This window comes from Frankiales bacterium, assembly GCA_016125335.1.
Lineage (GTDB): Bacteria > Actinomycetota > Actinomycetes > S36-B12 > CAIYMF01 > Longivirga.
Genome location: WGLY01000016.1, coordinates 14,162 through 39,675, shown reverse-complemented (window position 1 = coordinate 39,675; position 25,514 = coordinate 14,162). Strand labels below are relative to the sequence as shown.

Sequence of the window (25,514 nt, the reverse complement as noted above, 5' to 3'; positions counted from 1 at the left end):
TCGTCGGGACTGTCGGCGGCAGGGTCGACCGGGAGGTCCCCGGGCGTCGGGGCCGCGCGCTCACCCCTCGCCACGATCGGGCTCCTCGTCGCGCAGCGCCCGGCCGACCTCGCGCAGCCGCTCCAGGGTGGCGCGGGCACGGGCCGGCGAGGCGCCCGCCATCCCGCACGTGGGCGAGACCTGCACCCACGAGGCCGTCGCCTCCGGGCCGTGGCCGAGGCGGTGTCCGAGGTCCTGCACGAGCCCGACGCTAGCGCCCACCGGTGACGCTGCCGGGCCGGTCGGGTCCTGCACGCCCGCCACCAGGACGCGTCCGGCCTCGACGAGCTCGCCGACCGCGTCGTCGTCGCGGCGGTCGTGGCGGGTGAGGTCGACCGACACCGCCGCGGCGCCCGACCGCACGAGCAGGTCGTAGGGCGGCCGCTCGGCGCAGCAGTGCACCACCGGCTCGGCGCCCGCCGCGCGGATCGCGTCGAGCACCGTGCGCAGCCCGGCCTCCACGACCGGGTCGTCCACCGCGGCGAGCCGGCCCAGGCCGCTGCGGGTGGGCAGCGACCCGGCCAGCACCGCGGGCAGCGCCGGCTCGTCGAGCCACAGCCCGATCCGCGCGCCCGGGAGCCGGCGGCGCAGCTCGGCGACGTGGTCGGCGACCGCCGCCGCGAGCGCCTCGGCGAGGTCGCGGCAGGCACCGGGGTCGCGCACCGCGCGCTCCCCGCTGCGCAGCTCCACCGTGGCGGCGAGGGTCCACGGACCGGCCAGCGAGGCGTCCACGCGGCCGCGGAAGCCGGTGAGCGCCTCCTCCCAGGCATCGAGGTCCTCGCCGAGCCAGCTCGCGGCCCGGCGCGCCTCGCGCCCCGGGGCGTCGGCGAAGCGCCACCCGGTGGGGGTCGTCTCCACGGCCAGGTCCGGGCTCACCGCGGCGAGCAGCCCCGCGGTGCGGCCCACGAGGTCGGCCCCCGGCCCGCGGGCCGGCAGCTCGGGCAGGTGCGGGACGCCGTCGCCCTGGCCGAGCTCGCCGACGACGACGGCCACGGCCTCCCGGACGTCGGTGCCGGGCATGGAGCCGACCGCCGTCGCAGCGGCCGGGAGCGGGTCGGGCGGAGTGTCGGCCACGCGCCGACCCTATGCCGGTGCGAGGCCGTGCTCAGGCCGGGAGTGCTGCGGTGACGTCCACCGGCCGCGGCCCGGCCAGGCCGTCCGTGCTACGTCGCCGGGCCGGTGCGCGCGGTGCGGGAGATGGTGGCGCTGCCGACGACGCGCGTGCCGTCGTAGACGACGACGGCCTGCCCGGGCGCGACGCCGCGCACGCGCGAGCGCAGGGACGCGACCAGCGTCGCGCCGTCGTGCTCGACCACGGCCTCGACGGGCTCGCCGTGCGCACGCAGCTGCACGTGGCACTCGAGCGGGCCGTCGGGCGCGGGGCCGCACCAGCGCGGACGCTCGGCCTCGACGCGGTCGACCTCGAGCAGCACCGGCGGACCGACGAGCACCGTGGACGTGGCGACGTCGACGTCGACGACGTAGCGGCGGCCGCCGTCGGCGGCCGGGGCGCCGAGGTGCAGGCCGCGGCGCTGGCCCACCGTGAACGCGAAGGCGCCGTCGTGACGGCCCAGGGTACGGCCGGACTCGGCGTCGACGACGTCGCCCGGAGCGGCGCCGAGGCGCTCGCGCAGCCAGCCCGCGGTGTCGCCGGACGGCACGAAGCAGATGTCGTGGCTGTCGGGCTTGTCCGCCACCAGCAGCCCGCGCCGCGCGGCCTCGGCCCGCACGTCGGCCTTGACCGTGTCGCCGAGCGGGAACATGGCCCCGGCGAGCTGGTCCGCGTCGAGCACGGCGAGCACGTACGACTGGTCCTTCGCCACGTCGGCCGCCCGGTGCAGCTCGCGGCCGCGCGGGCCGTCGGCCAGCCGGGCGTAGTGGCCGGTCGCGACGGCGTCGAACCCGAGGGCGAGCGCGCGGTCGAGGACGGCGGAGAACTTGATGCGCTCGTTGCAGCGCAGGCACGGGTTGGGCGTGCGTCCCGCGGCGTACTCCGCGACGAAGTCGTCCACGACGTCCTCGGCGAAGCGCTCGGAGAGGTCCCACACGTAGAAGGGGATGCCGAGCACGTCCGCCACGCGGCGGGCGTCGCGCGCGTCGTCGAGCGTGCAGCACCCGCGCGAGCCGGTGCGGTGGCTCTCCGGTGATCGCGAGAGCGCGAGGTGGACGCCGGTGACCTCGTGGCCGGCGTCGACGGCGCGCGCGGCCGCCACCGCGGAGTCGACGCCGCCGGAGAGCGCGGCCACCACCCTCACGGCGACATCCCGGCGCGGCGGGCGCGGGCGACGACGGCCGGCAGGACCTCCACGAGCCGGTCGACGTCGGCGTCGGTCGAGGTGCGGCCGAGCGAGAAACGCAGGCAGCTGCGCGCGGCCCGCGGCTCGACCCCCATGGCCAGCAGCACGTGGCTGGGCTGCGGCACACCGGCCGAGCAGGCCGAGCCCCGCGAGCAGTCGACACCGGCGGCGTCGAGCAGCAGCAGCAGGGCGTCGCCCTCGCAGCCGTCGAAGGACAGGTGCGCGATGCCGGGGAGGGTGTCCACCGGGTCGCCGTTGCGCGTGACGCCGTCGACCGACGCCGAGACCTCGGCGACGAGCCGGTCGCGCAGCCGCGCCACGTGCGCGGTGCGCTCCTCGCGGTCGAGCACGGCCGCGCGCACCGCCGCCGCGAACCCGGCGATGGCGGGGGTGTCGAGCGTGCCGCTGCGCACGTCGCGCTCCTGCCCGCCGCCGTGCAGCAGCGGGTCGACCTCGAGGCCCCGCCGCAGCACCACGGCACCCACGCCGAGCGGGCCGCCGAGCTTGTGACCGGTGAGCGCGAGCGAGTCGACCACCGAGGCGTCCACGTCGAGCGAGCCGACCGCCTGCACCGCGTCGGAGTGCAGCGGCACGCCGTGCTCCGCGCACAGCGCCGCGACCTCGCGGACGGGCTGGACCGTGCCGACCTCGTTGTTGGCCCACATCACGGTGACGAGCGCGACCGAGCCGGGGTCCTCCCGCAGCTGCTTCTCGAGCCAGTCGAGCCGCACCCGGCCGAGCTCGTCGACGGCGAGCCACGTGACGTCGGCGTCCTCGGCGCGCCCGAGCCACTCGACCGGGTCGAGCACGGCGTGGTGCTCGACCGACGAGGCCAGGATGCGGCGCCGGCGTCCGTCCGCGCGCCGGCGCGCGCGGTAGAGGCCCTGGATCGCGAGGTTGTCGGCCTCCGTGCCGCCCGAGGTGAACACGACGTCCCCGGCAGCGACGCCGAGGTCGGCCGCGATGCTCTCGCGGGACTCCTCCACGACCCGGCGGGCGCGGCGTCCGGAGGTGTGCAGAGAGGACGGGTTGCCGACCGCCGCGAGCTCGGCCGTCATGGCGGCCAGGGCCTCGGGCCGCATCGGCGAGGTCGCCGCGTGGTCGAGGTAGACCCGGGCGTCGGACACCCCGGCAGTCTAGGTCAGCACGTCCGCACCGCATGTCACCGGCGGAACGGCTGCGTCCCGCTGCGGGAGGCAGCCGTTCCGCCGGTGAGGCCGCGGGATCAGCCCTTGCGCTTGGCGATCTCGTCGGTGAGCTGCGGGACGACGTCGAACAGGTCGCCCACGACGCCGAAGTCGGCGAGCTCGAAGATCGGCGCCTCGGAGTCCTTGTTGACCGCGACGATGGTCTTCGAGGTCTGCATGCCGGCGCGGTGCTGGATCGCGCCGGAGATGCCGTTGGCGATGTAGAGCTGCGGGCTCACGGTCTTGCCGGTCTGCCCCACCTGGAAGGCGTGCGGGTACCAGCCGGCGTCGGTCGCGGCGCGCGAGGCGCCCACGGCCGCGCCGAGCGAGTCGGCGAGCGACTCGATGACGCCGAACCCCTCGGCCCCGCCGACGCCGCGCCCGCCGGACACGACGATCGCGGCCTCGGTGAGCTCGGGCCGGCCGGACTTCTGCCGCGGGGCGACGTCGGTGATGCGCGCCGCGGTGGCGGCCGGGCTGAACGTCACCTCGACGTTCTCGACCGCTGCCGCCGCGGGCGCCTCCTCGGGCGTCGCGGCGTTGGGCTTGACCGTGATGATCGGCGTGCCGTGCGTGACCTTCGAGGTGACGACGTAGGACGCCGCGAACACCGACTGCGTGGCGACGCCGTCGCCGTCGACGTCGACGGCGTCGGTCACCAGGCCGGAGTCGAGCCGGACCGCGGCGCGCGCCGCGATCTCCTTGCCCTCGGCGCTGGAGGTCACCAGGATCGCGACCGGCGACGCCTTCTGCGCCACGGCGACGAGCGCCTCGGCCTTGGGCGCCACCAGGAACCCGGTGATCTCCGGGGCGTCGACGACGTAGACCTTGGCCGCGCCGTAGCGGCCGAGGGTCTCGGTCGCCTTCTCCGCGCCCGGGCCGAGCACGACGGCCGAGGGCTCGCCGAGCCGGCGGGCGAGGGTGAGCAGCTCGGTCGTGGTCTTGCGGACAGCACCGTCGACGTGGTCGACGAGCACGAGAACCTCTCCCATGGGACCCACGCCTCTCAGATGAACTTGCCGGCAGCGAGGAACTCGGCGAGCTTCACGCCGCCGTCGCCCTCGTCGGTGACCACGACGCCGGCCGCGCGCGGCGGCCGCTTGGTGGCGGCCTCGACGGCCGACCAGGCGGCGGACAGGCCCACCTCGCCGGCGTCGACACCGAGGTCGGCCAGCGACCACGTGGTGACCGGCTTCTTCTTGGCGGCCATGATCCCCTTGAACGACGGGTAGCGGGCCTCGCCGGTCTGGTCTGTGACGGACACGAGCGCGGGCAGCGGCGCCGTGACGGTGGTCGAGGCGTCGTCGCCGTCGCGGCGGATGGTGACCGTGCCGTCGGCGACGGTCAGCTGCGAGGCGAGGGTGAGCCCCGGCACCCCGAGCCGCTCCGCGAGCATCGCGGGGACGACGCTCATCGTGCCGTCGGTGGAGGCCATGCCGGCCACGACGAGGTCCCACTCGAGCTTGCCGAGCGCGGCCGCGAGCACCTTGCTGGTGGCCAGGGCGTCGCTGCCGTGCAGCGCGTCGTCGACGACGTGGACGCCGGCGTCACCGCCCATCGACAGCGCCTTGCGCAGCGCCTCGGCGGCGGCCTCCGGGCCCATCGTGAGGTACGTGATCTCGCCCTCGCCCGCCTTCTCGACCAGCTGGAGCGCCTGCTCGACGGCGTACTCGTCGAGCTCGGAGAGCCGGCCGTCGACCGCGGCGCGGTCGCTGGTCAGGTCGGCGGCGAAGGACCGGTCGCCCGCGGCGTCCGGGACGTGCTTCACCAGTACGACGATCTTCATGGTCGGTGCCCGACCTCCCTCGTCCGTGGGGCGCCGTCGCCCCACTCCGTTGCCGTGCGCCAGGATGCCGGACCTGCCTCCCCTGCCGGGCGGCGGGGTCCGGGCGTCTCCCGCTGATGTTACCCGTGGGTAACTCCGGGGGCGAACCGGGCCCGCCCCGTGCCGGTCAGTACCCCGGGAACGCCGCGCGCAGGTCGGCGAGCCCGCGCGCGCCCGACTCGCTGAACGGCGGCGTGTGGTCCGGGTCGAGCCGGCCGGTCACGAGCCGCAGGAACGCCTCGGCCGGCAGGTCCACCGAGCCGTCGTAGGAGTCGTCCTGCTCGGCCGGCGCGATCGTGACGCCGTCGGCCACCGTGACGACGAGGTCGCGCGCCGGGTCCGTCGTGCCCACGCGCACCCGGAACGGCGTCGCCGACCCGCGGCCCGCGCGGGCGGCGGTGGCGCCCAGGCCGTCGAGGAGCAGCGCGACGGCGTCGGGCGAGACCGTGGCGGCGGGGTCGAGCGCCACGGCCACGTCCCACGTGTGCACCGCGTGCTCCGCGAGGCGGAACCGGACGTAGCCGGCCACGTCGTAGTCGGTGCCGAACAGCGGGATGCGCACGTCGGGGTCGAGCGACTCCACCCGCTCGAGGTGCGCGCGGTCGGCGCGCAGCAGGTCGTCGCGCCACTGCACCGGGGCCTTGGCGTCCCAGCGCTCCCAGACCGGGCCGAACACCTCGTTGCCCGGCACCGGCTCCCCCGCCGCCGCGGCCGCGACCATGAGGTCGAAGATCTCGGCCTGGCTGCCGAGGTGCGAGAGCACCTTGCCGATGCTCCAGTCGTCGTCGTAGGAGGGGGCGAGCAGCGCGTCCTCGTCGAGGCCCGTCACGAGGGCGGCGAGCCGCTCGTGCGAGGCGCGCAGGGGGGCGGCGGCGTGCTGGCTCGACGGCGTGGTGCTCACGTGGCGGTCCTCGGGGCGGGCGCCCCGGCGGTGCGGGGATCGCCCCCAGTCGACCACGCCGGCCGCCGGCCCTGCGGGGCCGGGGTCCCCCGGGCGGACGCTGCGCGACGGGGCGGTTCAGGTCCGCGCGGTGACGACGTAGCGCGAGTCCTCGATGGGACCGCCCCACAGCAGCGGGTCGTCGAGGGCCGCCACGGCCACCTGCACCCCGGGTCGCTCGACCAGGGCGCGCAGCTCGTCCGCGGGGATCCCCGCGCCCGTGTGCCAGAAGCCCTCCACCAGCACGAGCCGGCCGCCGGGCGCGAGCAGCCCGAACCACCCGTCGATCGCGGCCCGGCGATCCTCGAGGGCCCACAGCACGTGGCGGGTGAGCACGACGTCGACGCTCCCGGGGGCGATCGGCGGGCTGGCGGCGTCGCCGTGGCGCAGCGCGACGCGCACGCCGTGGCTGCGGGCCTTCGCCCGCGCGAGCTCGAGCATGCGCGGCGAGACGTCCACGCCGGTGACCGCATAGCCGCGCTCCGCGAGCAGGACCGCCACGGAGCCGGTGCCGCAGCCGAGGTCGGCGACGCGGGCGCGGGGCGTGGGGAGCACGCCCTCGAGGACGTCCCACCAGGCCTCGCGCAGGGTGGGCTCGTCGAGGGCGTGGTGGGCCTCGGCGTCGAAGGCGTCGGCCTCGGCGTCCCACGCCCGTGCGGCCTCGCGGGCCGACGGGGCGAGGTCGTCGGGCGCGCCCGTGGGCTGGGCGGGGACGGTGCTGTGGGAGTCGCCGCGGGCCTGCGGCACGCCGTCGCCCCCGGCGCCCGCCCGTCGCGCCCGGGCCCCCTGTCCCTCGGTCACAGGGCCAGTCTGCCCGTCGCCACCGACGGTTTCCGCCCGAAGGAGAGGACGTTGCCGAGCACGGCACCTGCCTAGGGTGGGCGCCGTGGCGCACCCCCTCCCGCTGACCGGCGAGCGCACGCTGCCGGGCGTGCCCGGCGAGGAGTACTGGTTCGCCCGGCACGAGGCCGCCTACCGCTGGGCCGTGGCGACGCTCGGCGGCCTGCCCGTCGCCGGGGCCGCCGTGGTCGAGGCCGGCAGCGGCGAGGGGTACGGCGCCGACCTGCTGCGCGCCGCCGGCGCCCGCGTGGTGGTCGCCCTCGAGTACGACGAGGCAGCCGTGCGGCACGCCGCCTCCGCGTACCCGGACGTCCGCTCGGTGCGGGCCAACCTCGCGGCGCTGCCGATCGCGCCCGGGCGCGCGGACGCCGTGGTGAGCCTCCAGGTGGTGGAGCACCTCTGGGACCTGCGCGGGTTCCTGGCCGGCTGCGCGGCGGCGCTGCGCCCCGGCGGGCGGCTCGTTCTCTCCACGCCCAACCGGCCGGTCTTCTCCCCCGGCCTGGGCCGCGGGGAGCGGCCGACGAACCCGTTCCACGTCGAGGAGTTCGACGCCGAGCAGCTGAGCGCTCTCGTGGCCGCGGCCGGGTTCGAGCGGACGGCCGTCGTCGGGCTGCACCACGGGTCGCGCGTCGCGGCCTGGGAGCGCCGCCGCGGCGAGCCGGTGGTCGCCGCGCAGGTGCGGGCGGTGGTCGGCCCGGCCGGGGCGGACGCGGAGCTCGCCGCGTTCGTGTCGACGGTCCGCGCGGACGACTTCGTCGTGGGCGGGGCCGAGGACGCCCAGGACCTGCTGCTCACGGCGGTGCGGCCGTGAGCAGGGCTCAGGAGCCCGTGGGCACGTTCTGCCTCGTGCTGCACACCCACCTGCCCTGGCTCGCCCACCACGGCGCCTGGCCGGTCGGCGAGGAGTGGCTGCACCAGGCGTGGGCCACCAGCTACCTGCCCGTCGTCGAGGTGCTCGAGCGGCTCGCCGACCGGGGCCGCACCGAGCTGCTCACCCTCGGCGTCACCCCCGTGCTCGCCGCCCAGCTCGACGACCCGTACCTGCTGCGGCAGTTCCGCACCTGGCTCGGCTTCTGGCAGGTGCGCGCCGAGGGCCTGGCCACGCACCGCGACCCGGCCATGCGCGAGCTCGGGTCCCGGGAGTTCCGCGCGTCCCAGCACGCGCTGGAGGCGGCCGGCTCCGCTTGGTCCGCCGGCTTCTCGCCGGTGCTGCGGCGGCTGCTCGACTCCGGCGCCGTCGAGCTGCTCGGCGGCCCCGCGACCCACCCGTTCCAGCCGCTGCTCGACGACGACTGGGCGCGCTTCGCGCTGCGCACCGGACTCGACGACACCACGGTGCGGCTCGGCGTGCGGCCCGAGGGGATCTGGGCGCCGGAGTGCGGCTACCGGCCGGGGCTGGAGTCCGTCTACGCCGGCGCCGGCGTGCGGCGGTTCCTCGTCGACGGGCCCACCATGCTCGGCTCCGGCGGCAGCACCGCCGCGGCGGTCACCGTCGGGGGCAGCGACGTCGTGGCCTTCGCCCGCGACCTCGACGTCACCTACCGCGTGTGGTCGCCGCGCAAGGGCTACCCCGGCGGCCGCTGGTACCGCGACTTCCACACCTTCGACCACGACTCCGGCTTCCGGCCGGCCCGCGTCACCAGCACCACCACGCCGCCGCACGAGAAGGCGCCGTACGACCCGGGGCGCGCGGCCGAGGCGGTGGCGCGCGACGCGGCCGACTTCGTCGACGTCGTGCGCCGCCGGCTGGTCGACCTCGCGGCCGCGCGCGACGGCCGGCCGGCGCTCGTGGTGGCCGCCTACGACACCGAGCTGTTCGGCCACTGGTGGCACGAGGGGCCGGCGTGGCTGGAGGCGGTGCTGACGGCGCTGCCGCGCGCCGGGGTCCGCGTGACCACCCTGGCGGGCGCCGTGGAGGCCGGGCACGTCGAGGGGTCGCTCGAGCTGCGGTCCGGCTCCTGGGGCTCCGGCAAGGACTGGCGGGTGTGGGACGGCGAGGCTGTGGCCGACCTCGTGCGCGACCACGACGACCTGCGGCAGCGGGTGGCCAAGGTGCTGGCCGTGCCCACCGACGCGCGCGACGCCGCGCGCGACCAGCTGGCCCGCTCGACCCTGCTGGCGCTCGCCAGCGACTGGGCCTTCATGGTCACCAAGGACTCCGCGGCCGGGTACGCCCGCGACCGGCACGCCCGCCACCACCACGAGGCGCGCGCGCTCGCCGACCTCGTCGAGCGCGGCGACGGGGCGGCGGCGCTGCGGCTCGCCGAGCGGCTGCGCGTCGTCGACGGGCCGTTCGGGTCGCTGGACGCCCGCCTGCTGGCCTGACCGCGACCGGCCCCAGGGAGGCGACGTGCGCCTCGGGCGCCTAGCCTGCCGGGCGTGCGGGTGCTGCATCTGTCGTGGGAGTACCCGCCGCTCGTCTACGGCGGCCTCGGCCGCCACGTGCACGCGCTGGCCGAGGCGCAGGCCGAGGCCGGGCACGACGTCGTCGTGGTGACCCAGCACCCGGGCGGCGAGGGCGTGGCGACGGACGAGGTGGTGCGCGGGGTCCGGGTCGTGCGCGCGCCGCACGACCCGCCGGTGGTCGGGATGAGCGACTTCCTCGCCTGGGTCGTCTCGCTCGAGCACGCCCTGACGCGGCGCGCGCTCGCCCTCGGGGAGCAGTGGCGCCCCGACGTCGTGCACGCGCACGACTGGGTAGTCGCCCACGCCGCGGCCACCTTGCGGCAGGACTGGCGCGTGGCCGTGGTCGCCACGGTCCACGCGACCGAGGCCGGGCGGCACCAGGGCTGGCTGCCGTCGGACCTGTCGCGCTCGATCCACACCACCGAGTGGTGGCTCACCTTCGAGGCGAGGCGTGTGATCACCTGCTCGCCCGCGATGCGCGAGGAGGTCGTGCGGCTCTTCGACCTGCCGCCCGGCAAGGCCGACCTCGTGCCCAACGGCGTCGACGCGGCGCGCTGGCGCGCCCCTCGGCGCGAGGTGGCGCGCGCCCGCGCGACCCACGCCGGCGACGGCCCGCTGCTGGTGACGGCCGGGCGCGTGGAGTGGGAGAAGGGCGGCCACGTGCTGCTCGACGCCGTGCCTGCCCTGCGCCGGCGGCACCGGGGGCTGCGGGTGCTGGTCGTGGGGCGCGGGTCGCAGGAGGAGGCGCTGCGCGAGCAGGCGCGCCGGCTGCGCCTGGGACGCGCGGTGCGCTTCACCGGCTGGCTGCCCGCCGACGAGCTCGCCGCGGTGCTCGGGGCGGCGGACGCCGTCGTGGTGCCGAGCGTCTACGAGCCGTTCGGCCTCGTCGCGCTCGAGGCCATGGCCGCGGGCACGCCGCTGGCGGCGGCACGCACCGGGGGCCTGGCCGACGTCGTCGAGGACGGCGTGACGGGGCTGCTGTTCGAGCCTCTCGACGCGCGGGCGCTGGCGACCGCCGTCTCGGCGCTGCTCGACGACGACGTCCGCGCGCGCCGCATGGCCCGCACCGCCCGCGCCCGGGTGCTGGCCGGGAACGCGTGGCCGGACCTCGCGCAGCGCACCGTGCAGGTGTACCGGCGCGCGGTGGTGGAGGAGCGCGACCTGCTCGGCGCGCCGGCGGCGCCGGCGCTGCGGATGGTCGTGCGCGACGGCAACCTCCTGCGCGACGCCACCTGAGGCCTGCCGCACGGCGCTGGGGCCGGGGCTCCGGCCATCGGTCACGGTCGGGTCGCGACGCCGGCCGCGGCGCGCACGCGTGGTGAGACTGGGGCGTGCGCGCTCACCGGACCCGGCTCCTCCCGACACCCCAACGCGCCACCGCCCTCGCGCTGATGCCGGCGCTGGCCGTGCTGCTCGCCGCGTGCAGCTCGGGCGCGACGCCGGGCTCGGACGGCAGCGGGCCGGCCTCCTCGGCGCCGACCGCGGCCTCCTCGCCCCCGGCGTCGTCGAGGGCGGCCCCGCCCCCGGCGCGCGACTGGCCCGCCTACCACGGCGACGCCCGCCGGTCCGGGGTGGCCGACATGCCGGCCGCCGCAGGCGACCCGGTCGTGCTCGCCCGGGTGGACGCGGGCGCGGCCGTGTACGCCTCGCCGCTCGTGCTGGACGGCACCGTGGTGGTCGCCACCGAGGCCGACGTCGTGCTCGGGCTCGGCACCGACGGGTCGACGCGCTGGCGCACCGAGCTCGGCACGCCTGCCTCGCGGTCCGAGCTGCCCTGCGGGAACATCGACCCGCTCGGCATCACCGGCACGCCGGCGTACGACGCGGGCACAGGTCTGGTGTACCTCGTGGCCGAGCACGGCGGCCCGCCGCGGCACGAGCTGGTGGCGCTCGACCCCCGCGACGGCTCGGTCGCGTGGCGGCGCGACGTCGACCTGCCGGGCGTCGACCGCACGGCGATGCAGCAGCGCGGGGCGCTGGCCGTCGCCGCGGGTCGTGTGTGGGTGCCCTTCGGCGGGCTCGCGGGCGACTGCGGCGACTACAAGGGCCGGCTGGTCGGCGCCCCGCTCTCGGGCACCGGCGAGCTGGTGGAGTACACCGTGCCGACCCGGCGCGAGGCCGGGATCTGGACGCCGCCCGGCGCCGTCGTCGACGGCCGCGGGCACCTGCTCGTCGCCGTGGGCAACGGCGCCTCCGGGCCGGGCGACCCCTACGACCACAGCGACTCGGTCCTCGACATCGACCCGTCCGGGGCGGGCGGCCCCGTGCTCGCGGACTCGTTCTCGCCGGCCACCTGGGCCGCCGACAACGCCGCCGACCTCGACCTCGGCTCCCAGGGGCCGGCACTGGTCGGCGACCGCTGGGTGTTCGCCGCGGGCAAGTCGGGGACGGCGTACGTGCTGCGCCAGGGCGACCTCGGCGGCATCGGCGGGGAGGTGTCGCAGGCGCAGGTCTGCGCGTCGTTCGGCGGCACCGCGGTCGACGGCGACGTCGTCTACGTCCCGTGCACCGACGGGGTGACCGCCGTGCGCATCGGCGCCGACGGCGGGATGTCCGTGCTGTGGCGCGCGGACGGGTCAGTGACCGGCTCCCCCGTGGTGGGCGGCGGCGTGGTGTGGTCGCTGGACCCGGGCGGCACCCTGCACGCGCTGGACCCCGCCACCGGCGAGAGCCGGTCCGCGACCGATGTCGGAGCGGCCTCGCGCTTCGCCACGCCCGCCGCGAGCGGGCCGCTGCTCGTGGTGCCCACGCTCGCCGGGGTGACGTTCGTGCGCACCTCGTGAGGGCCGCCCCGGCGGAAACGGCGTCGTGACCCGCGCTGCGGCGTGCCTAGGGTGACGCGCACGCGACGACGCACGACGAGGAGGGTCATGGACACCGGCGGTACGGGGTTCGACGAGCCGGTGCGCCTGCGACCGCTCTCGCTCGACGACGAGGCCCAGGTGACGGCCGCCCAGGCCGAGCTCGCCCGCGACGGCTTCCGCTTCGCCTTCCGCGAGGACGGCGAGGACTGGTCCGCGTTCGTCGAGCGCACCGCCGCCGAGGAGCGCGGCGTGGTGCCGGCCGACTGGGTGCCGACGACGTTCCTCGTCGCGCTGCGCGGCGAGGAGATCGTGGGGCGCGTCTCGATCCGCCACGAGCTCAACGACTTCCTGCTCCGGCTCGGCGGTCACATCGGCTACGGCGTGCGCCCCGGCCACCGGCGGCGCGGCTACGCGGCGTCCATCCTGCGGCAGGCGCTCACCGTCACCGACGGGCTCGGTGTCGAGCGCGTCCTCGTGACGTGCGACGACGACAACGTCGGCTCGGCCCGCACCATCGAGGGCGCCGGCGGCGTTCTCGAGGACGTCGTCGCCGACGGCGAGGAGTCGCCCAAGCGGCGCTACTGGATCGACCGCAGCGCGCAGGTGGCCCGGCTGCGCGGACGGTCCTAGCGCGTCGTCACCGACCGGGCGACCGGGGCCCGGGCTCGCCGCCGGGTGCTGCGGCCGTGACGACGGGATCGGCGGCGACGCCGGCGGCCCGTGCGGTCTTGCGGGCGATGTCCTCGAGCGCGGCCCGGGTCGCGGCGGTGGCCGCGTAGACCTCGCGCCGGTCCTTGAGCACCCGGCCCGGCACTCCCCCGACGACGGACAGCGGCGGCACCGGCCCGCGGACGACCGTGTGCGCGGCGAGCACGCTCCCGTGGCCCACGGTGGAGCCGCGCAGCACCGTCGCCTTGGTGCCCACCCAGCAGTCGGGCCCGATGCGCACCGGTGTCTTGACGATGCCCTGGTCCTTGATCGGCACGTGGACGTCGTCGTAGACGTGGTCGAAGTCGCAGACGTAGACCCAGTCCGCGACGATCGTCGCGGCACCGATCTCGACGTCGAGGTAGCAGTTCACGGTGTTGTCGCGGCCGAGCACCACCTTGTCGCCCACGCGCAGCGTGCCCTCGTGCGCCCGCAGCCGGTTCTCGTCGCCCAGGTGGACCCAGCGCCCCAGCACCAGCCGCGCGTACCCGGTGCGGGCGTACAGCTCCACCCGGCGGCCGATGAACACCATGCCCTCGGTGACGACGTCGGGGTGGCGCAGCCGCAGCCGCAGCAGCCGCAGGTAGCGCACCAGGTACCAGGGCGTGAACGCACGGTTGCGCCAGCACCACCGCAGGGACGCCCAGGTGAGGAACGCCGCCTGGCGCGGGTCGCGCGGCGGCAGCCGCCGCAGCCGGCGGAATGTGGAACCGATCACACCGAGCAGCACGTCACGACCTCACAAGCGCCGGAAGTGCTTGCGGCTGCTGGGGATCCGACACAGGACCGTCGACGGCCCGACACGAGCACGACACACGCAGGGGCGACACTGGACCCATGACCGACGTGATCGCCGACCTCGCCCCGCTGGCCCCGCACGTCCTCGAGGCCGTGCACCTCGAGGCGCTCGACCGCGAGCTCGACGCCGCGACCCTCGCCCCCGAGGCGCCGGTCGTCGTCGACTGGTCCGACCGGCCCCCGCTGGTCTCGCCCATGGCCGGGCTCACCACCAACGTCTGGTACGAGTGACCCCCGGCGCGCACGCGCCTCACCCCGCCGCGGGCTTCGTGCCCGTGACGCACACGTTGTAGAAGAGCTCGTCGGGCACCACCCGCGCCAGCACGTGCTCGTCGAGCCACGACAGCCGCATCCAGCCCTTGTAGGCGAACATCGCCCACCGCCAGCCGAGCGCGCCCGGCCGCACAGCGGCCTCGAAGGTGCGCACCGGCCAGCCGAACCACGAGGCGGTCAGCTCCTCGGTCACGGTGCGCACGTCGACGGCGCCCGCGCGCAGGCACAGCGCCGCGAGCCGGTCCGGGTCGAAGGTGTGGATGTCGACGACGGACTCCAGCGCCGCCGCGCGCGAGGACTCGTCGAGCTCGGCCTGGGGCCGGGCCCAGCGCTCGCGCAGCGGTGCGAGATGGGTGACGCGCGACGCGGTCCACCACGTCAGCCGCGAGAGCCGGCGCGCCACCCAGTCGCCCTTCTCGGTGGGCTCCCCCGCGAACACGAACCGGCCGCCGGGGCGCAGCACGCGCAGCACCTCGCGCATCGCGACGTCGAGGTCCGGGATGTGGTGCAGCACGGCGTGGCCGACCACGAGGTCGAAGCTGTCGTCGTCGTACGGGATGCTCTCGGCGTCGGCCACCCGGCCCTCGACCTCGAAGCCGAGACCGCGCGCGTTGCGCACGGCGACCTCGACCATGCCCGGCGAGAGGTCGGTGACGTGACCGCGGTCGAGCACCCCCGCCTGCTTGAGGTTGAGCAGGAAGAAGCCTGTGCCGCAGCCGATCTCGAGCGCGTCCCCGTAGGGCCAGCCGGCGCTGCCCGCGACGTGGGTGAACCGGTCGCGGGCGTAGTCGATGCAGCGCTCGTCGTAGGAGATCGACCACTTCTCGTCGTAGGTCGCCGCCTCCCAGTCGTGGTAGAGCACGTTGGCCAGCTTGGGGTCGTCCCAGGCGGCCGCCACGTCCTCGGCGGTGACGGGCGCGGAGCCACGGGCGGGGTCCGGCGTCATGGCGCGAGTCTGTCACGACGGACCGGCCCGGCCGGTGCCGAGCCGACGGCGGGAACGTACGGCCGGGGCACTCAGTGCCCGGTGAACGTCGCCTTGCCCGGGCCGTGCTCCATGAACGACTGCATGCCGATGGCGCGGTCGTCGGTGGCGAAGAGCGCGGAGAACTGCACCCGCTCGATCTCCAGGCCGGTGTCGAGCTCCACCTCGAGGCCGCGGTCGATCGCCTCCTTCGCCGCGCGCAGCGCGTACGCGGGGCCGTGGGCCAGGCTGCGGGCGAGCTCGAAGGCCGCGGAGTAGACGTCGTCGGGGGCGACCACGCGGTCGACCAGTCCGATGCGCAGCGCCTCCTCGGCCCCCACGAAGCGACCGGTGAAGATCAGCTCCTTGGCGCGCGACGGCCCGATGAGCCGCGGCAGGCGCTGCGTGCCCCCGGCGCCCGGGATGATCCCGAGCAGGATCTCGGGCTGGCCCAGCTTGGCGTTGTCGCCCGCGACGCGCAGGTCGCAGCACAGCGCCAGCTCGCAGCCGCCGCCGAGCGCGTAGCCGGTGACGGCGGCGACCGTGGGCTTGGGGATGCGGGCGACCGCGGTGAACGCCGACTGGAGCGCGGCGGAGCGGCCGACCATCTCCTGGTAGGACCAGGCGGCCATCTCCTTGATGTCCGCCCCTGCCGCGAAGACCTTCTCGCCGCCGTAGACGACGACGGCCCCGATGTCGGTACGCACGGAGACCTCATGGGCGGCGTCGCGGATCTCCTGCTGGAGCTGCGCCGACAGCGCGTTCATCGGCGGCCGGTCGAGGCGGATCGTGCCGACGCCGTCCTCGAGCTCCACGCGCACGAACTCGCCCACGGTGACCTCCTCGTCGCCTGCAGCCCCGGTCCGGGACGGCGCCCCGACTCTAGCGAGGCGGCACCCCCGGCCGGCCCCCGGCGGCGGGGCCGGGCGCGCGAGGCAGCGTGGACGGGCAGACTGTCCCCCTGCACCCGCGGCCGGCGGCAGCACCACCCCGGGCCGCACGACCCGAGGAGGCCCGACCATGGCACCCGACGAGGTGGTGCGCGCCGGCACCGGCGCCGTGCGTCCCCCCGGGGCCCCCTCGCCGCTGGGCGCCACCTGGACCCCGGAGGGGCTCAACCTCGCCGTCCGCGCCCCCAGCGCCGAGCTGGTCGAGGCGTGCCTGTTCCTCGGCGACGGCGAGGTGCGCGTGCCGCTCGAGGCACGCAGCCACGGCGTGCACCACGGCTTCCTCCCGGGCGTCGAGCTCGGCACGGCGTACGGGCTGCGCGCGCACGGACCGTGGGCGCCCGAGGAGGGCCTGCGCTTCAACCCGGCCAAGCTGCTCATGGACCCGTACGCCCGCGCCATCCACGGCGGGGTGACGTGGTCCGACGTCCTCATGCCCGGCACGCCGCAGGACCGGCGGACGCCGGACCCGCGCGACTCGGCCGGCTCGATGCCGCGCTCGATCGTCGTGCCGGACGGGTTCGACTGGGGCGACGACGAGCCGCCGGCGACCGCCTGGGGCGAGACCGTCGTCTACGAGCTGCACGTGAAGGGCTTCACCGCGCGGCACCCGTCGGTCCCGCCGGAGCTGCGCGGCACGTACGCCGGCCTGGCCCATCCGGCGGCGGTCGAGCACCTGCTCTCGCTCGGCGTCACCGCCGTCGAGCTGCTGCCCGTGCACCAGTTCGTCAGCGAGCCCCCGCTGGCCGACCGCGGCGTCTCCAACTACTGGGGCTACAGCACGCTGGGCTTCTTCGCCCCGCACGCGGCGTACTCGTCGGACCGCACGCCCGGCGCGCAGGTCGACGAGTTCAAGGCCATGGTGAAGGCGCTGCACGCCGCGGGCATCGAGGTGATCCTCGACGTCGTCTACAACCACACGTGCGAGGGCGGCCCGGACGGACCGTCGCTGATGTTCCGCGGGCTCGGCGAGCGCGACCACTACAAGCTGGCGCCGCACAGCGGGTCCTACGTCGACACCACGGGCTGCGGCAACACCCTCGACGTCGGCGACCTCGGCGTCCTGCGCCTGGTGATGGACTCGCTGCGCTACTGGGTCACCGAGATGCACGTCGACGGCTTCCGGTTCGACCTCGCCACCGCGCTCACCCGCGAGCGCATGGACGTCGACGAGCGTGCGCCGTTCCTCGCCGCCGTGCACCAGGACCCCGTCCTGCGCCAGGTGAAGCTCGTGGCCGAGCCGTGGGACGTCGGCCCCGGCGGCTACCGGCTCGGCATGTTCGGCTCGCCGTGGGCTGAGTGGAACGACGCCTTCCGCGACGACGTGCGCGGCTTCTGGCGCGGCGGCTCGGCGCCGCGCGAGGCGCCGGCCGACATGGGGTGGCGGCTCACCGGCTCGCAGGACGTCTTCCACGGCCGTGCGCCCGCGGCGTCGGTCAACTTCCTCACCGCCCACGACGGCTTCACGCTGCGCGACCTGGTCACCTACGACCGCAAGCACAACGAGGCCAACGGCGAGGACAACCGCGACGGCAGCGACGACAACCGGTCGTGGAATCACGGCGTCGAGGGACCCACGGACGACGCCGGGGTCGAGGCCGCGCGCCGGCGCACGATCCGGGCGATGCTCGCGACGCTGCTGCTCTCCACCGGCACGCCGATGCTCGTCATGGGCGACGAGACGGGCCGCTCGCAGGGCGGCAACAACAACCCCTACAACCAGGACAACGAGACGTCCTGGATGCAGTGGGACCTCGAGCCGTGGCAGGCCGACCTGCTGCGGTGGACCACCACGCTGCTCAACGCGCGACGGGTGCACCCCACGCTGCGCCAGACCGAGTTCTTCGACGGCCGGCCGGTCGCCGAGGGCCGTCCCGCGGACCTCGCCTGGCTGCGCCCCGACGGCACGCCCATGACCGACGCCGAGTGGCACGACCCGGCCACCGGCACCCTCGTGATGGCGCTGTCCGGCGAGCTGTTCGTGCGCGACGCCGAGGGCCACCCGCTGCGCGACGCGGCGTTCCTCGTGGTGCTCAACCGCGACGACGCCGACGTCCCGCTCACCCTGCCGGCCACGCCCTACGGCACGGCCTACCGGCGTCTGCTCGACACCGCGCTCGAGCGGCCCGCGACCGAGCCCCCGACCGCGCGGGTCGGGTCCACCGTCTCGGTCGCGGCGCGGTCGGTCGCCCTCTTCCGGGTGGAGTAGCCCGCCCCCGCCGTCAGTAGGTGGGGGCGAACGGCGCGGCGACGTCCTGGCCGACGGCGCTGGGCGCGGGCAGCGCCTGCAGGCCGAGCTCGGCCGGGTCCTGAAGCCCCCGGTGCGCCGGCAGCACGCGGACCGTGTAGCCGAACGGTCCGGTGTCGTCGAGGGTCACCGTCACCTCGAAGCGCCAGCGGTTGCCCTCGTAGGACTCCGCCGGCGCGAGCGCCGTGAAGGTGGGCCGCACGATGCGGTCGTTGTGGTCCACCCGGCCGCTGGCCAGCTCGACCAGGACGTCCTCCGGCTTCAGCTCGCCGAGCGCCACGAACGCGCGGACCGTGAGCTCGGTGCCGCGCTCGGGCACGTCGGCCACGCCGGAGGTCTCGACGTGCTCGACCCGCACGTGCGCCCAGGCCGCCCGCGCCCGCGCACCGTAGGCCGCGAGCTCGCGCGCGAGCGCCGCCTTGCCGGCCAGCACGGTGCGCGAGGACGCCGCCGCCGGTGCGTACAGCCGCTGCACGTAGTCGCGGACCATGCGGTTGGCCAGCACCTTCGGGCCGAGCGTGGCCAGCGTGTGCTGCACCATCGTGAGCCAGCGGGTCGGCAGGCCGGCGGAGTCGAGGTCGTAGAACCGCGACGCGACGCTCTTCTCGATGAGGTCGTAGAGCGCGGCGGCCTCGAGGTCGTCGCGGCGGTCCGGGTCGGCGACGCCGTCGGCGGTGGGGATCGCCCAGCCGTTCTCGCCGTCGTACCACTCGTCCCACCACCCGTCGAGGATCGACAGGTTGAGACCGCCGTTGAGCGCGGCCTTCATGCCGGACGTGCCGCAGGCCTCCAGCGGGCGCAGCGGGTTGTTCAGCCAGACGTCGCAGCCGGGGTAGAGCAGCCGCGCCATCCCGATGTCGTAGTCGGGCAGGAACACGATGCGGTGCCGGACCTCCGGGTCGTCGGCGAACTGCACGAGCTGCTGGATCAGCTTCTTGCCGCCGTCGTCCGCGGGGTGGGACTTGCCGGCGATGACCAGCTGCACCGGCCGGTCCGGGTGCAGCAGGAGGGACTTGAGCCGGTCCGGGTCGCGCAGCATGAGCGTGAGGCGCTTGTAGGACGGCACGCGCCGGGCGAAGCCGATGGTGAGCACGTCGGGGTCCAGGACGTCGTCGATCCAGCCCAGCTCGGCGTCCGACGCGCCGCGCTGGCCCCACGACTCGCGCAGCCGTGCGCGCACGTCGCCGACGAGCCGCTCGCGCAGCAGCCGCTTGGTGGCCCACAGCTCGCCCGCCGGGATGGCGCGCGACGCCTCCCAGCCCTCGGTCTTCTCGGCGAGCTCCGTGCCCACCTGCACCGCGAGCAGGTCGCGGATCTCGCGGGCCACCCAGGTGGGGGCGTGCACGCCGTTGGTGATCGAGGTGATGGGCACCTCGTCGATGTCGAAGCCCTCCCAGAGCCCGGAGAACATCCCGCGGCTCACCTCGCCGTGCAGCAGGCTCACGCCGTTGGCGCGCTGGCCGAGGCGCAGCCCCATGACGGCCATGTTGAACACGGTCGGGTCGCCGCCGTCGTAGTCCTCCGCGCCGAGGGCGAGGATGCGCTCCACCGGCATGGCCTCGACCGCGTTGTCGCCGCCGAAGTACGTCGCGATCAGCTCGCGCGGGAACCGGTCGATGCCCGCGGGCACCGGCGTGTGCGTGGTGAACACCGTGCCGGCCCGGGCCGCCTGGAGGGCCTCGTCGAAGGTGAGCCCGAGGGTGCTGACCAGCTCGCGGATGCGCTCGAGGCCGAGGAAGCCGGCGTGCCCCTCGTTGGTGTGGAACACCTCCGGCTCCGGGGCGCCGGTGATCCGGCTGAACGCCCGCAGCGCGCGGACGCCGCCGACGCCGAGCAGCAGCTCCTGCTGGAGGCGGTGCTCGCCGCCGCCGCCGTAGAGCCGGTCGGTGACGTCGCGCTCGGCGGAGTCGTTGGCCTCGACGTCCGAGTCGAGCAGCAGCAGCGGGACCCGGCCGACCTCGGCGCGCCACACGTGCGCGTGCAGCGTCCGGCCACCGGGCAGCCCGACGGAGATCAGGACGGGCGAGCCGTCCGGCTCGCGCAGCAGGCTCAGCGGCAGGCCGTCGGGGTCGAGGATCGGGTAGGTCTCCTGCTGCCACCCGTCGAGCGAGAGCGACTGGCGGAAGTAGCCCGAGCGGTAGAACAGCCCGACGCCCACGATCGGGGCGCCGAGGTCGCTCGCGGCCTTGAGGTGGTCGCCGGCGAGGATCCCGAGGCCGCCGGAGTACTGCGGCAGCACCTCGGTGATGCCGAACTCGGGCGAGAAGTACGCGATCGAGCGCGGCGCGTCCGCGCCGAGCGCCTGGTACCAGCGGTCGCCCGTGAGGTAGTCGTGCAGGCCGCCCGCGATCCACTGCAGGTGCCCCACGAAGTCGGCGTCGGCGGCGAGCTCGGTCCAGCGCGCGGACGGGACCTCGCCCAGCAGCCGCACCGGGTCGTGCCCCACCTCGTCCCACAGGGCGCCGTCGATGCGGGCGAAGAGGTCCTGGGTCTCCGGGTGCCACGACCAGCGCAGGTTGCTCACGACGTCGGCCAGCGGCTCGAGGGCCGCGGGCAGGACGGTTCGGACGGTGAATCGTCGGATCGCTCTCACCCGGCACACCCTAGGGCGCCCGCGCGGGTGCGACGCGCTCCGCCCGGCGGTTACATGGGTTCCATCGGTTTCAGCGCTCGCGACATCCCGTTACGTCGCTAGGGTGGACGTGATGCCGCCTCGCCGACGCACGTCGTCCGACGCCACCGACGCCGCGACGCCCGCTGCCGCCGCAGCCGGGCCGTCCGTCGACGTCCCGGAGCCGCTGCGCCCGCCGAGCACCGGGCGCTACGCCATCGAGGACCTCTCACCGCTGGTCGCCTGCGGCACCCGTCCGGTGAAGGCCGTCGTCGGCGAGAGGTTCACCGTGTCCGCCACGGTCTTCCGCGAGGGGCACGACGCCGTCGCGGCCACGGTCGTGCTGCGCGGTCCGGACGGCCGCGGGTCGTCGGTGCCGATGCACCCGGTCGAGGGGGTCGACCGCTGGGCGGCCGAGGTCGCGGCGGACGCCGAGGGCGAGTGGACCTACACCGTCGAGGCCTGGGGCGACCCGGTCGAGACCTGGCGGCACCGGGCGCAGATCAAGGTGCCGGCCGACCTCGACGTCGAGCTCGAGCTGCGCGAGGGCGCGATCCTGCTCGAGCGGGCGACCAAGGGAGTGCCGCGCGGCAAGGCCCGCGAGCCGCTCAAGGCGGCGGTGGCCGCGCTCAAGGACACGGCGCGTCCCGGCGCTGCCCGGCTCGCGGTGGCCCTCGACCCCGACGTGACCGCCGTGCTCGAGGAGCACCCGCTGCGCGAGCACGTGTGCGAGTCGCGCCCGGTGCCCGTGCGCGTCGAGCGCGAGCGCGCCCTCTACGGCGCCTGGTACGAGTTCTTCCCGCGCTCGGAGGGCGCGAGCCTCGACCCGCCGCGCTCGGGCACGTTCGCCACGGCTGCCGAGCGGCTGCCCGCGATCGCGGCGATGGGGTTCGACGTCGTCTACCTGCCGCCGATCCACCCGATCGGCACCACGGCGCGCAAGGGCCGCAACAACACGCTCACGCCCGGGCCCGGGGATCCGGGCGTGCCGTGGGCCATCGGCTCGCCCGAGGGCGGGCACGACGCCGTCCACCCCGACCTCGGCACGGTCGAGGACTTCCGCGCGTTCGTGGCGCGCGCGGGCGAGCTCGGGCTCGAGGTGGCCCTCGACCTCGCCCTTCAGTGCTCGCCGGACCACCCCTGGGTGACCGAGCACCCGAACTGGTTCGCCCACCGCGCGGACGGCACGATCGCCTTCGCCGAGAACCCGCCCAAGAAGTACCAGGACATCTACCCGCTGTACTTCGACGACGACCTCGACGGCATCCTCGCCGAGGTGCTGCGGGTGGTGCGGCACTGGATGGACTGCGGGGTGCGGATCTTCCGCGTCGACAACCCGCACACCAAGCCGGTGGCCTTCTGGGAGCGGCTGTTCGGCGCGATCCACGCGACCGACCCCGACGTCGTCTTCCTCGCCGAGGCCTTCACCAAGCCGACGATGATGCGCCTGCTCGGCGAGATCGGCTTCCAGCAGTCCTACACGTACTTCACCTGGCGCAACGACGTCTGGGACCTCACCGAGTACTTCCGCGAGCTGTCCGGCCCGCTCGCGGCGTCCATGCGCCCCAACGTGTTCGTCAACACCCCCGACATCCTCCACGCCTACCTCCAGTACGGCGGTCCCGCGGCGTTCGCGATCCGCGCGACGCTGGCCGCGACGCTGTCCCCCACGTGGGGCGTGTACTCGGGCTTCGAGCTCTTCGAGCACGTGGCGCTGCGGCCCGGCAGCGAGGAGTACCTCGACTCCGAGAAGTACCAGTACCGGCCGCGCGACTGGCAGGCGGCCGAGGAGTCGGGGCGCACGCTCGCGCCCTACCTCACCTCGCTCAACGCGTGGCGCCGAGAGCACCCCGCGCTGCACCGGCTGCGCAACCTCACCTTCCACGGGTCGACCAACGACAAGCTCATCGCCTACAGCAAGCGCGAGGGCGACGACGTCGTCCTGGTGGTGTGCACGCTCGACCCGCACGGCGCCCGCGAGGGCGTCCTCGACCTCGACATGGCGGCGCTCGGGCTGCGCCCCGGCGACAACTTCGCCGCGCGCGACCTCGTGAGCGGGAACACCTGGGTGTGGGGCCAGTACCCCTACGTCCGGCTCGACCCGCACCAGCAGGTGGCGCACGTCGTGCACGTACGAGCCGGGGCGGTGTAGTCGTGGCCGCCTCGGGAAGGTCCGGCCGGGGCGAGCGCGGCGGCGGGCAGCCGTCGGACCCCGACGAGAAGGCGGCGCGCCCCAAGGCCGCGAAGGACAAGAAGAAGAACGCGAAGGACGCGAAGCACAAGAAGCACAGGAAGAAGCACCGGGAGCGCGAGAAGGAGCACCGGGAGCGCGCCACGGGCACGGGCACGGAGGCCATCGAGCAGGGGAAGAAGGTCGAGGACGTGGAGAAGGGCAGGAAGACCACGGCAGCCGGCACCGCGGCGCGCCCGTCCGTCCGGCCGGTCGACCAGGCCGACCTGCAGCGGGTGGTCGAGGGTCGCCACCACGACCCGCACTCGATCCTCGGCCCGCACCCGCACGACGGCGGCATCACGATCCGCACGCTGCGGCCGTGGGCCACATCCGTCGCCGTGGTCGCGCGGACCGCAGACGGCCAGGAGACGCGCGTCGAGCTCCAGCACGAGCAGGGCGGCGTCTTCACGGGCGTGCTCGACACGGCCGAAGTCCCCGACTACCGGCTCGAGGTCGCCTACGGCGGCGAGCCGCAGCGGGTGGACGACCCCTACCGTTTCCTGCCGACGCTCGGCGAGGTCGACCTGCACCTCATCGGCGAGGGGCGCCACGAGACGCTGTGGACCGTTCTGGGCGCGCACGAGCACACCTACGCCTCGCCGCTCGGCGACGTCCACGGGACCTCCTTCGCGGTGTGGGCCCCCTCGGCGCTCGGCGTCCGCGTCGTCAGCGACGCCAACCACTGGGACGGCACCGGCACGCCCATGCGCTCGCTCGGGTCGAGCGGGGTCTGGGAGCTCTTCGTGCCGGACCTCGGTGCGGGCACGCGGTACAAGTTCGCCGTGCTCGGCCGCGACGGCGTGTGGCGCACCAAGGCAGACCCGCTGGCGCGGCACACCGAGCACCCGCCGGCCACCGCCTCGGTGGTGTTCACGTCCCGCTACGAGTGGGGCGACGAGGACTGGATGTCGGCCCGCTCGGGACGCGATCCCTACAACTCCGCGATGTCCACCTACGAGGTGCACCTCGGCTCCTGGCGCCCGGGCCTCTCCTACACGCAGCTGGCCGAGGAGCTGACGGCGTACGTCGTCGAGATGGGGTTCACCCACGTCGAGTTCCTCCCCGTGGCCGAGCACCCGTTCGCGCCCAGCTGGGGCTACCAGGTCACGTCCTACTACGCCCCCACGTCGCGCTTCGGCTCGCCCGACGAGTTCCGCCACCTCGTCGACCGGCTGCACCAGGCCGGCATCGGCGTGATCCTCGACTGGGTGCCGGCCCACTTCCCCAAGGACGACTGGGCGCTCGCCCGCTTCGACGGCACGCCGCTCTACGAGCACGCGGACCCGCGACGCGGCGAGCAGCCCGACTGGGGCACGTACGTGTTCGACTTCGGCCGTCGCGAGGTCCGCAACTTCCTCGTGGCCAACGCGACGTACTGGCTCGAGGAGTTCCACGTCGACGGCCTGCGCGTCGACGCCGTCGCGTCGATGCTCTACCTCGACTACTCGCGCAAGGACGGCGAGTGGACGCCCAACCAGTACGGCGGCCGCGAGAACCTCGACGCCGTCTCCTTCATCCAGGAGGCGAACGCCACCGCGTACAAGCGCTCCCCCGGCGTGGTGATGATCGCCGAGGAGTCCACCGCCTGGCCCGGCGTCACCCGGCCCACCCACCTCGGCGGCCTCGGCTTCGGCCTGAAGTGGAACATGGGCTGGATGAACGACACGCTCCACTACATGGCGCGTGAGCCGATCCACCGCCAGTGGCACCACAACGAGATGACCTTCTCGCTGGTGTACGCCTGGAGCGAGCAGTACTGCCTGCCGATCAGCCACGACGAGGTCGTGCACGGCAAGGGGTCGCTGCTGAGCAAGATGCCCGGCGACCGCTGGCAGCAGATGGCCAACCTGCGCGCCTACCTCGCCTTCATGTGGGCGCACCCCGGCAAGCAGCTGCTGTTCATGGGCTCCGAGCTCGCGCAGTACGCCGAGTGGAGCGAGGCGCGCGGCCTGGACTGGTGGCTGCTCGACAACGCCGACCACCGCGGCGTGCAGGCCTGCATCGCGGACCTCAACCGCGTCTACCGCGAGACGCCCGCGATGTGGTCGCGCGACAACGACCCCGCCGGCTTCGAGTGGATCGACGCCGACGACTCCGCCGGCAACACGTTCAGCTGGCTGCGCTGGGGCCACGACGGCGCGGCGCTGGCGTGCCTGGTCAACCTCTCCGGCGGCCCGCACGAGGGCTACCGCGTGGGCCTGCCCTTCGGCGGCACCTGGCACGAGGTGCTCAACACCGACGCCGAGCAGTACGGCGGCTCGGGCGTCGGCAACATGGGCGCCGTGCAGGCCGAGGAGGTGCCCTGGCACGGCCGGCCCTTCTCTGCGGAGGTCCGGATCCCGCCGCTGGGCGCGCTCTGGCTGCGCCCGGCCTGACCGCGCAGCGACCGGCGAG

The 25,514-nt window shown here is 75.4% G+C and carries 19 protein-coding genes; 9 read left to right on the top strand and 10 right to left on the bottom strand.

What is annotated here, in order from left to right:
• Positions 1 to 60 precede the first annotated feature (60 nt).
• The 6 genes from GC157_09450 to GC157_09425 form a co-directional block, all read right to left on the bottom strand.
• Positions 61 to 1,113, bottom strand: coding sequence for a methionine synthase (locus tag GC157_09450; GenBank protein MBI1377690.1), 1,053 nt, complete (start codon positions 1,111 to 1,113; stop codon positions 61 to 63).
• Between the two features lie 89 nt (positions 1,114 to 1,202).
• Positions 1,203 to 3,497: a tRNA 2-thiouridine(34) synthase MnmA gene (gene mnmA, locus GC157_09445; protein MBI1377689.1), complete on the bottom strand. Its 2,295-nt coding sequence runs from the start codon at positions 3,495 to 3,497 to the stop codon at positions 1,203 to 1,205.
• Between the two features lie 64 nt (positions 3,498 to 3,561).
• Positions 3,562 to 4,515, bottom strand: coding sequence for an electron transfer flavoprotein subunit alpha/FixB family protein (locus tag GC157_09440; GenBank protein MBI1377688.1), 954 nt, complete (start codon positions 4,513 to 4,515; stop codon positions 3,562 to 3,564).
• 14 nt (positions 4,516 to 4,529) lie between these two features.
• A complete protein-coding gene (locus tag GC157_09435) occupies positions 4,530 to 5,309 on the bottom strand; it encodes an electron transfer flavoprotein subunit beta (GenBank protein MBI1377687.1) in 780 nt (259 codons plus the stop codon).
• Between the two features lie 166 nt (positions 5,310 to 5,475).
• Positions 5,476 to 6,249 carry a maleylpyruvate isomerase family mycothiol-dependent enzyme gene (locus GC157_09430; protein MBI1377686.1) on the bottom strand — a complete coding sequence of 258 codons (774 nt, stop codon included), beginning with the start codon at positions 6,247 to 6,249 and terminating at the stop codon, positions 5,476 to 5,478.
• A 117-nt stretch (positions 6,250 to 6,366) separates the two neighbouring features.
• The gene (locus GC157_09425) at positions 6,367 to 7,035 is read right to left on the bottom strand and encodes a methyltransferase domain-containing protein (GenBank protein MBI1377685.1); all 669 of its coding nucleotides are present in this window, start codon (positions 7,033 to 7,035) and stop codon (positions 6,367 to 6,369) included.
• A 130-nt stretch (positions 7,036 to 7,165) separates the two neighbouring features.
• Between GC157_09425 and GC157_09420 the strand changes: the two genes are divergently transcribed.
• The 5 genes from GC157_09420 (at position 7,166) to GC157_09400 (ending at position 12,968) form a co-directional block, all read left to right on the top strand.
• On the top strand, positions 7,166 to 7,939 hold the full coding sequence (locus tag GC157_09420; GenBank protein MBI1377684.1) for a methyltransferase domain-containing protein: 774 nt from the start codon (positions 7,166 to 7,168) through the stop codon (positions 7,937 to 7,939).
• A 17-nt stretch (positions 7,940 to 7,956) separates the two neighbouring features.
• Complete coding sequence (locus GC157_09415; protein ID MBI1377683.1) at positions 7,957 to 9,453, top strand: DUF1957 domain-containing protein; 1,497 nt, start codon at positions 7,957 to 7,959, stop codon at positions 9,451 to 9,453.
• A gap of 54 nt (positions 9,454 to 9,507) precedes the next feature.
• Positions 9,508 to 10,770, top strand: coding sequence for a glycosyltransferase (locus tag GC157_09410; GenBank protein ID MBI1377682.1), 1,263 nt, complete (start codon positions 9,508 to 9,510; stop codon positions 10,768 to 10,770).
• A 95-nt stretch (positions 10,771 to 10,865) separates the two neighbouring features.
• Positions 10,866 to 12,317: a PQQ-binding-like beta-propeller repeat protein gene (locus GC157_09405; protein MBI1377681.1), complete on the top strand. Its 1,452-nt coding sequence runs from the start codon at positions 10,866 to 10,868 to the stop codon at positions 12,315 to 12,317.
• An 87-nt stretch (positions 12,318 to 12,404) separates the two neighbouring features.
• Positions 12,405 to 12,968, top strand: coding sequence for a GNAT family N-acetyltransferase (locus GC157_09400; GenBank protein MBI1377680.1), 564 nt, complete (start codon positions 12,405 to 12,407; stop codon positions 12,966 to 12,968).
• 7 nt (positions 12,969 to 12,975) lie between these two features.
• Here GC157_09400 and GC157_09395 read toward each other — a convergent pair whose 3' ends face one another.
• A complete protein-coding gene (locus tag GC157_09395; GenBank protein MBI1377679.1) occupies positions 12,976 to 13,764 on the bottom strand; it encodes an acyltransferase in 789 nt (262 codons plus the stop codon).
• Between the two features lie 119 nt (positions 13,765 to 13,883).
• Here GC157_09395 and GC157_09390 point away from each other — a divergent pair, with 119 nt between their 5' ends.
• The gene (locus tag GC157_09390) at positions 13,884 to 14,075 is read left to right on the top strand and encodes a hypothetical protein (protein MBI1377678.1); all 192 of its coding nucleotides are present in this window, start codon (positions 13,884 to 13,886) and stop codon (positions 14,073 to 14,075) included.
• Positions 14,076 to 14,094: 19 nt separating this feature from the next.
• On the opposite strand, the gene GC157_09385 is transcribed toward GC157_09390, so the two are convergent.
• Together GC157_09385 and GC157_09380 are read right to left on the bottom strand one after the other, a co-directional pair.
• Positions 14,095 to 15,063: a methyltransferase domain-containing protein gene (locus GC157_09385; protein MBI1377677.1), complete on the bottom strand. Its 969-nt coding sequence runs from the start codon at positions 15,061 to 15,063 to the stop codon at positions 14,095 to 14,097.
• Positions 15,064 to 15,134: 71 nt separating this feature from the next.
• Entirely contained in the window at positions 15,135 to 15,914 is a 780-nt protein-coding gene (locus GC157_09380; protein ID MBI1377676.1) for an enoyl-CoA hydratase/isomerase family protein, read from the bottom strand.
• A 187-nt stretch (positions 15,915 to 16,101) separates the two neighbouring features.
• On the opposite strand from GC157_09380, the gene glgX reads away from it, so the two are divergent.
• The gene (glgX, locus tag GC157_09375) at positions 16,102 to 18,237 is read left to right on the top strand and encodes a glycogen debranching protein GlgX (GenBank protein MBI1377675.1); all 2,136 of its coding nucleotides are present in this window, start codon (positions 16,102 to 16,104) and stop codon (positions 18,235 to 18,237) included.
• 13 nt (positions 18,238 to 18,250) lie between these two features.
• Here glgX and glgP read toward each other — a convergent pair whose 3' ends face one another.
• Entirely contained in the window at positions 18,251 to 20,869 is a 2,619-nt protein-coding gene (gene glgP / locus GC157_09370; GenBank protein MBI1377674.1) for an alpha-glucan family phosphorylase, read from the bottom strand.
• A 112-nt stretch (positions 20,870 to 20,981) separates the two neighbouring features.
• Between glgP and GC157_09365 the strand changes: the two genes are divergently transcribed.
• Both GC157_09365 and glgB read left to right on the top strand, forming a co-directional pair.
• Positions 20,982 to 23,039: a DUF3416 domain-containing protein gene (locus GC157_09365; GenBank protein MBI1377673.1), complete on the top strand. Its 2,058-nt coding sequence runs from the start codon at positions 20,982 to 20,984 to the stop codon at positions 23,037 to 23,039.
• Positions 23,040 to 23,242: 203 nt separating this feature from the next.
• Positions 23,243 to 25,495 carry a 1,4-alpha-glucan branching protein GlgB gene (gene glgB / locus GC157_09360; protein ID MBI1377672.1) on the top strand — a complete coding sequence of 751 codons (2,253 nt, stop codon included), beginning with the start codon at positions 23,243 to 23,245 and terminating at the stop codon, positions 25,493 to 25,495.
• Positions 25,496 to 25,514 lie beyond the last annotated feature (19 nt).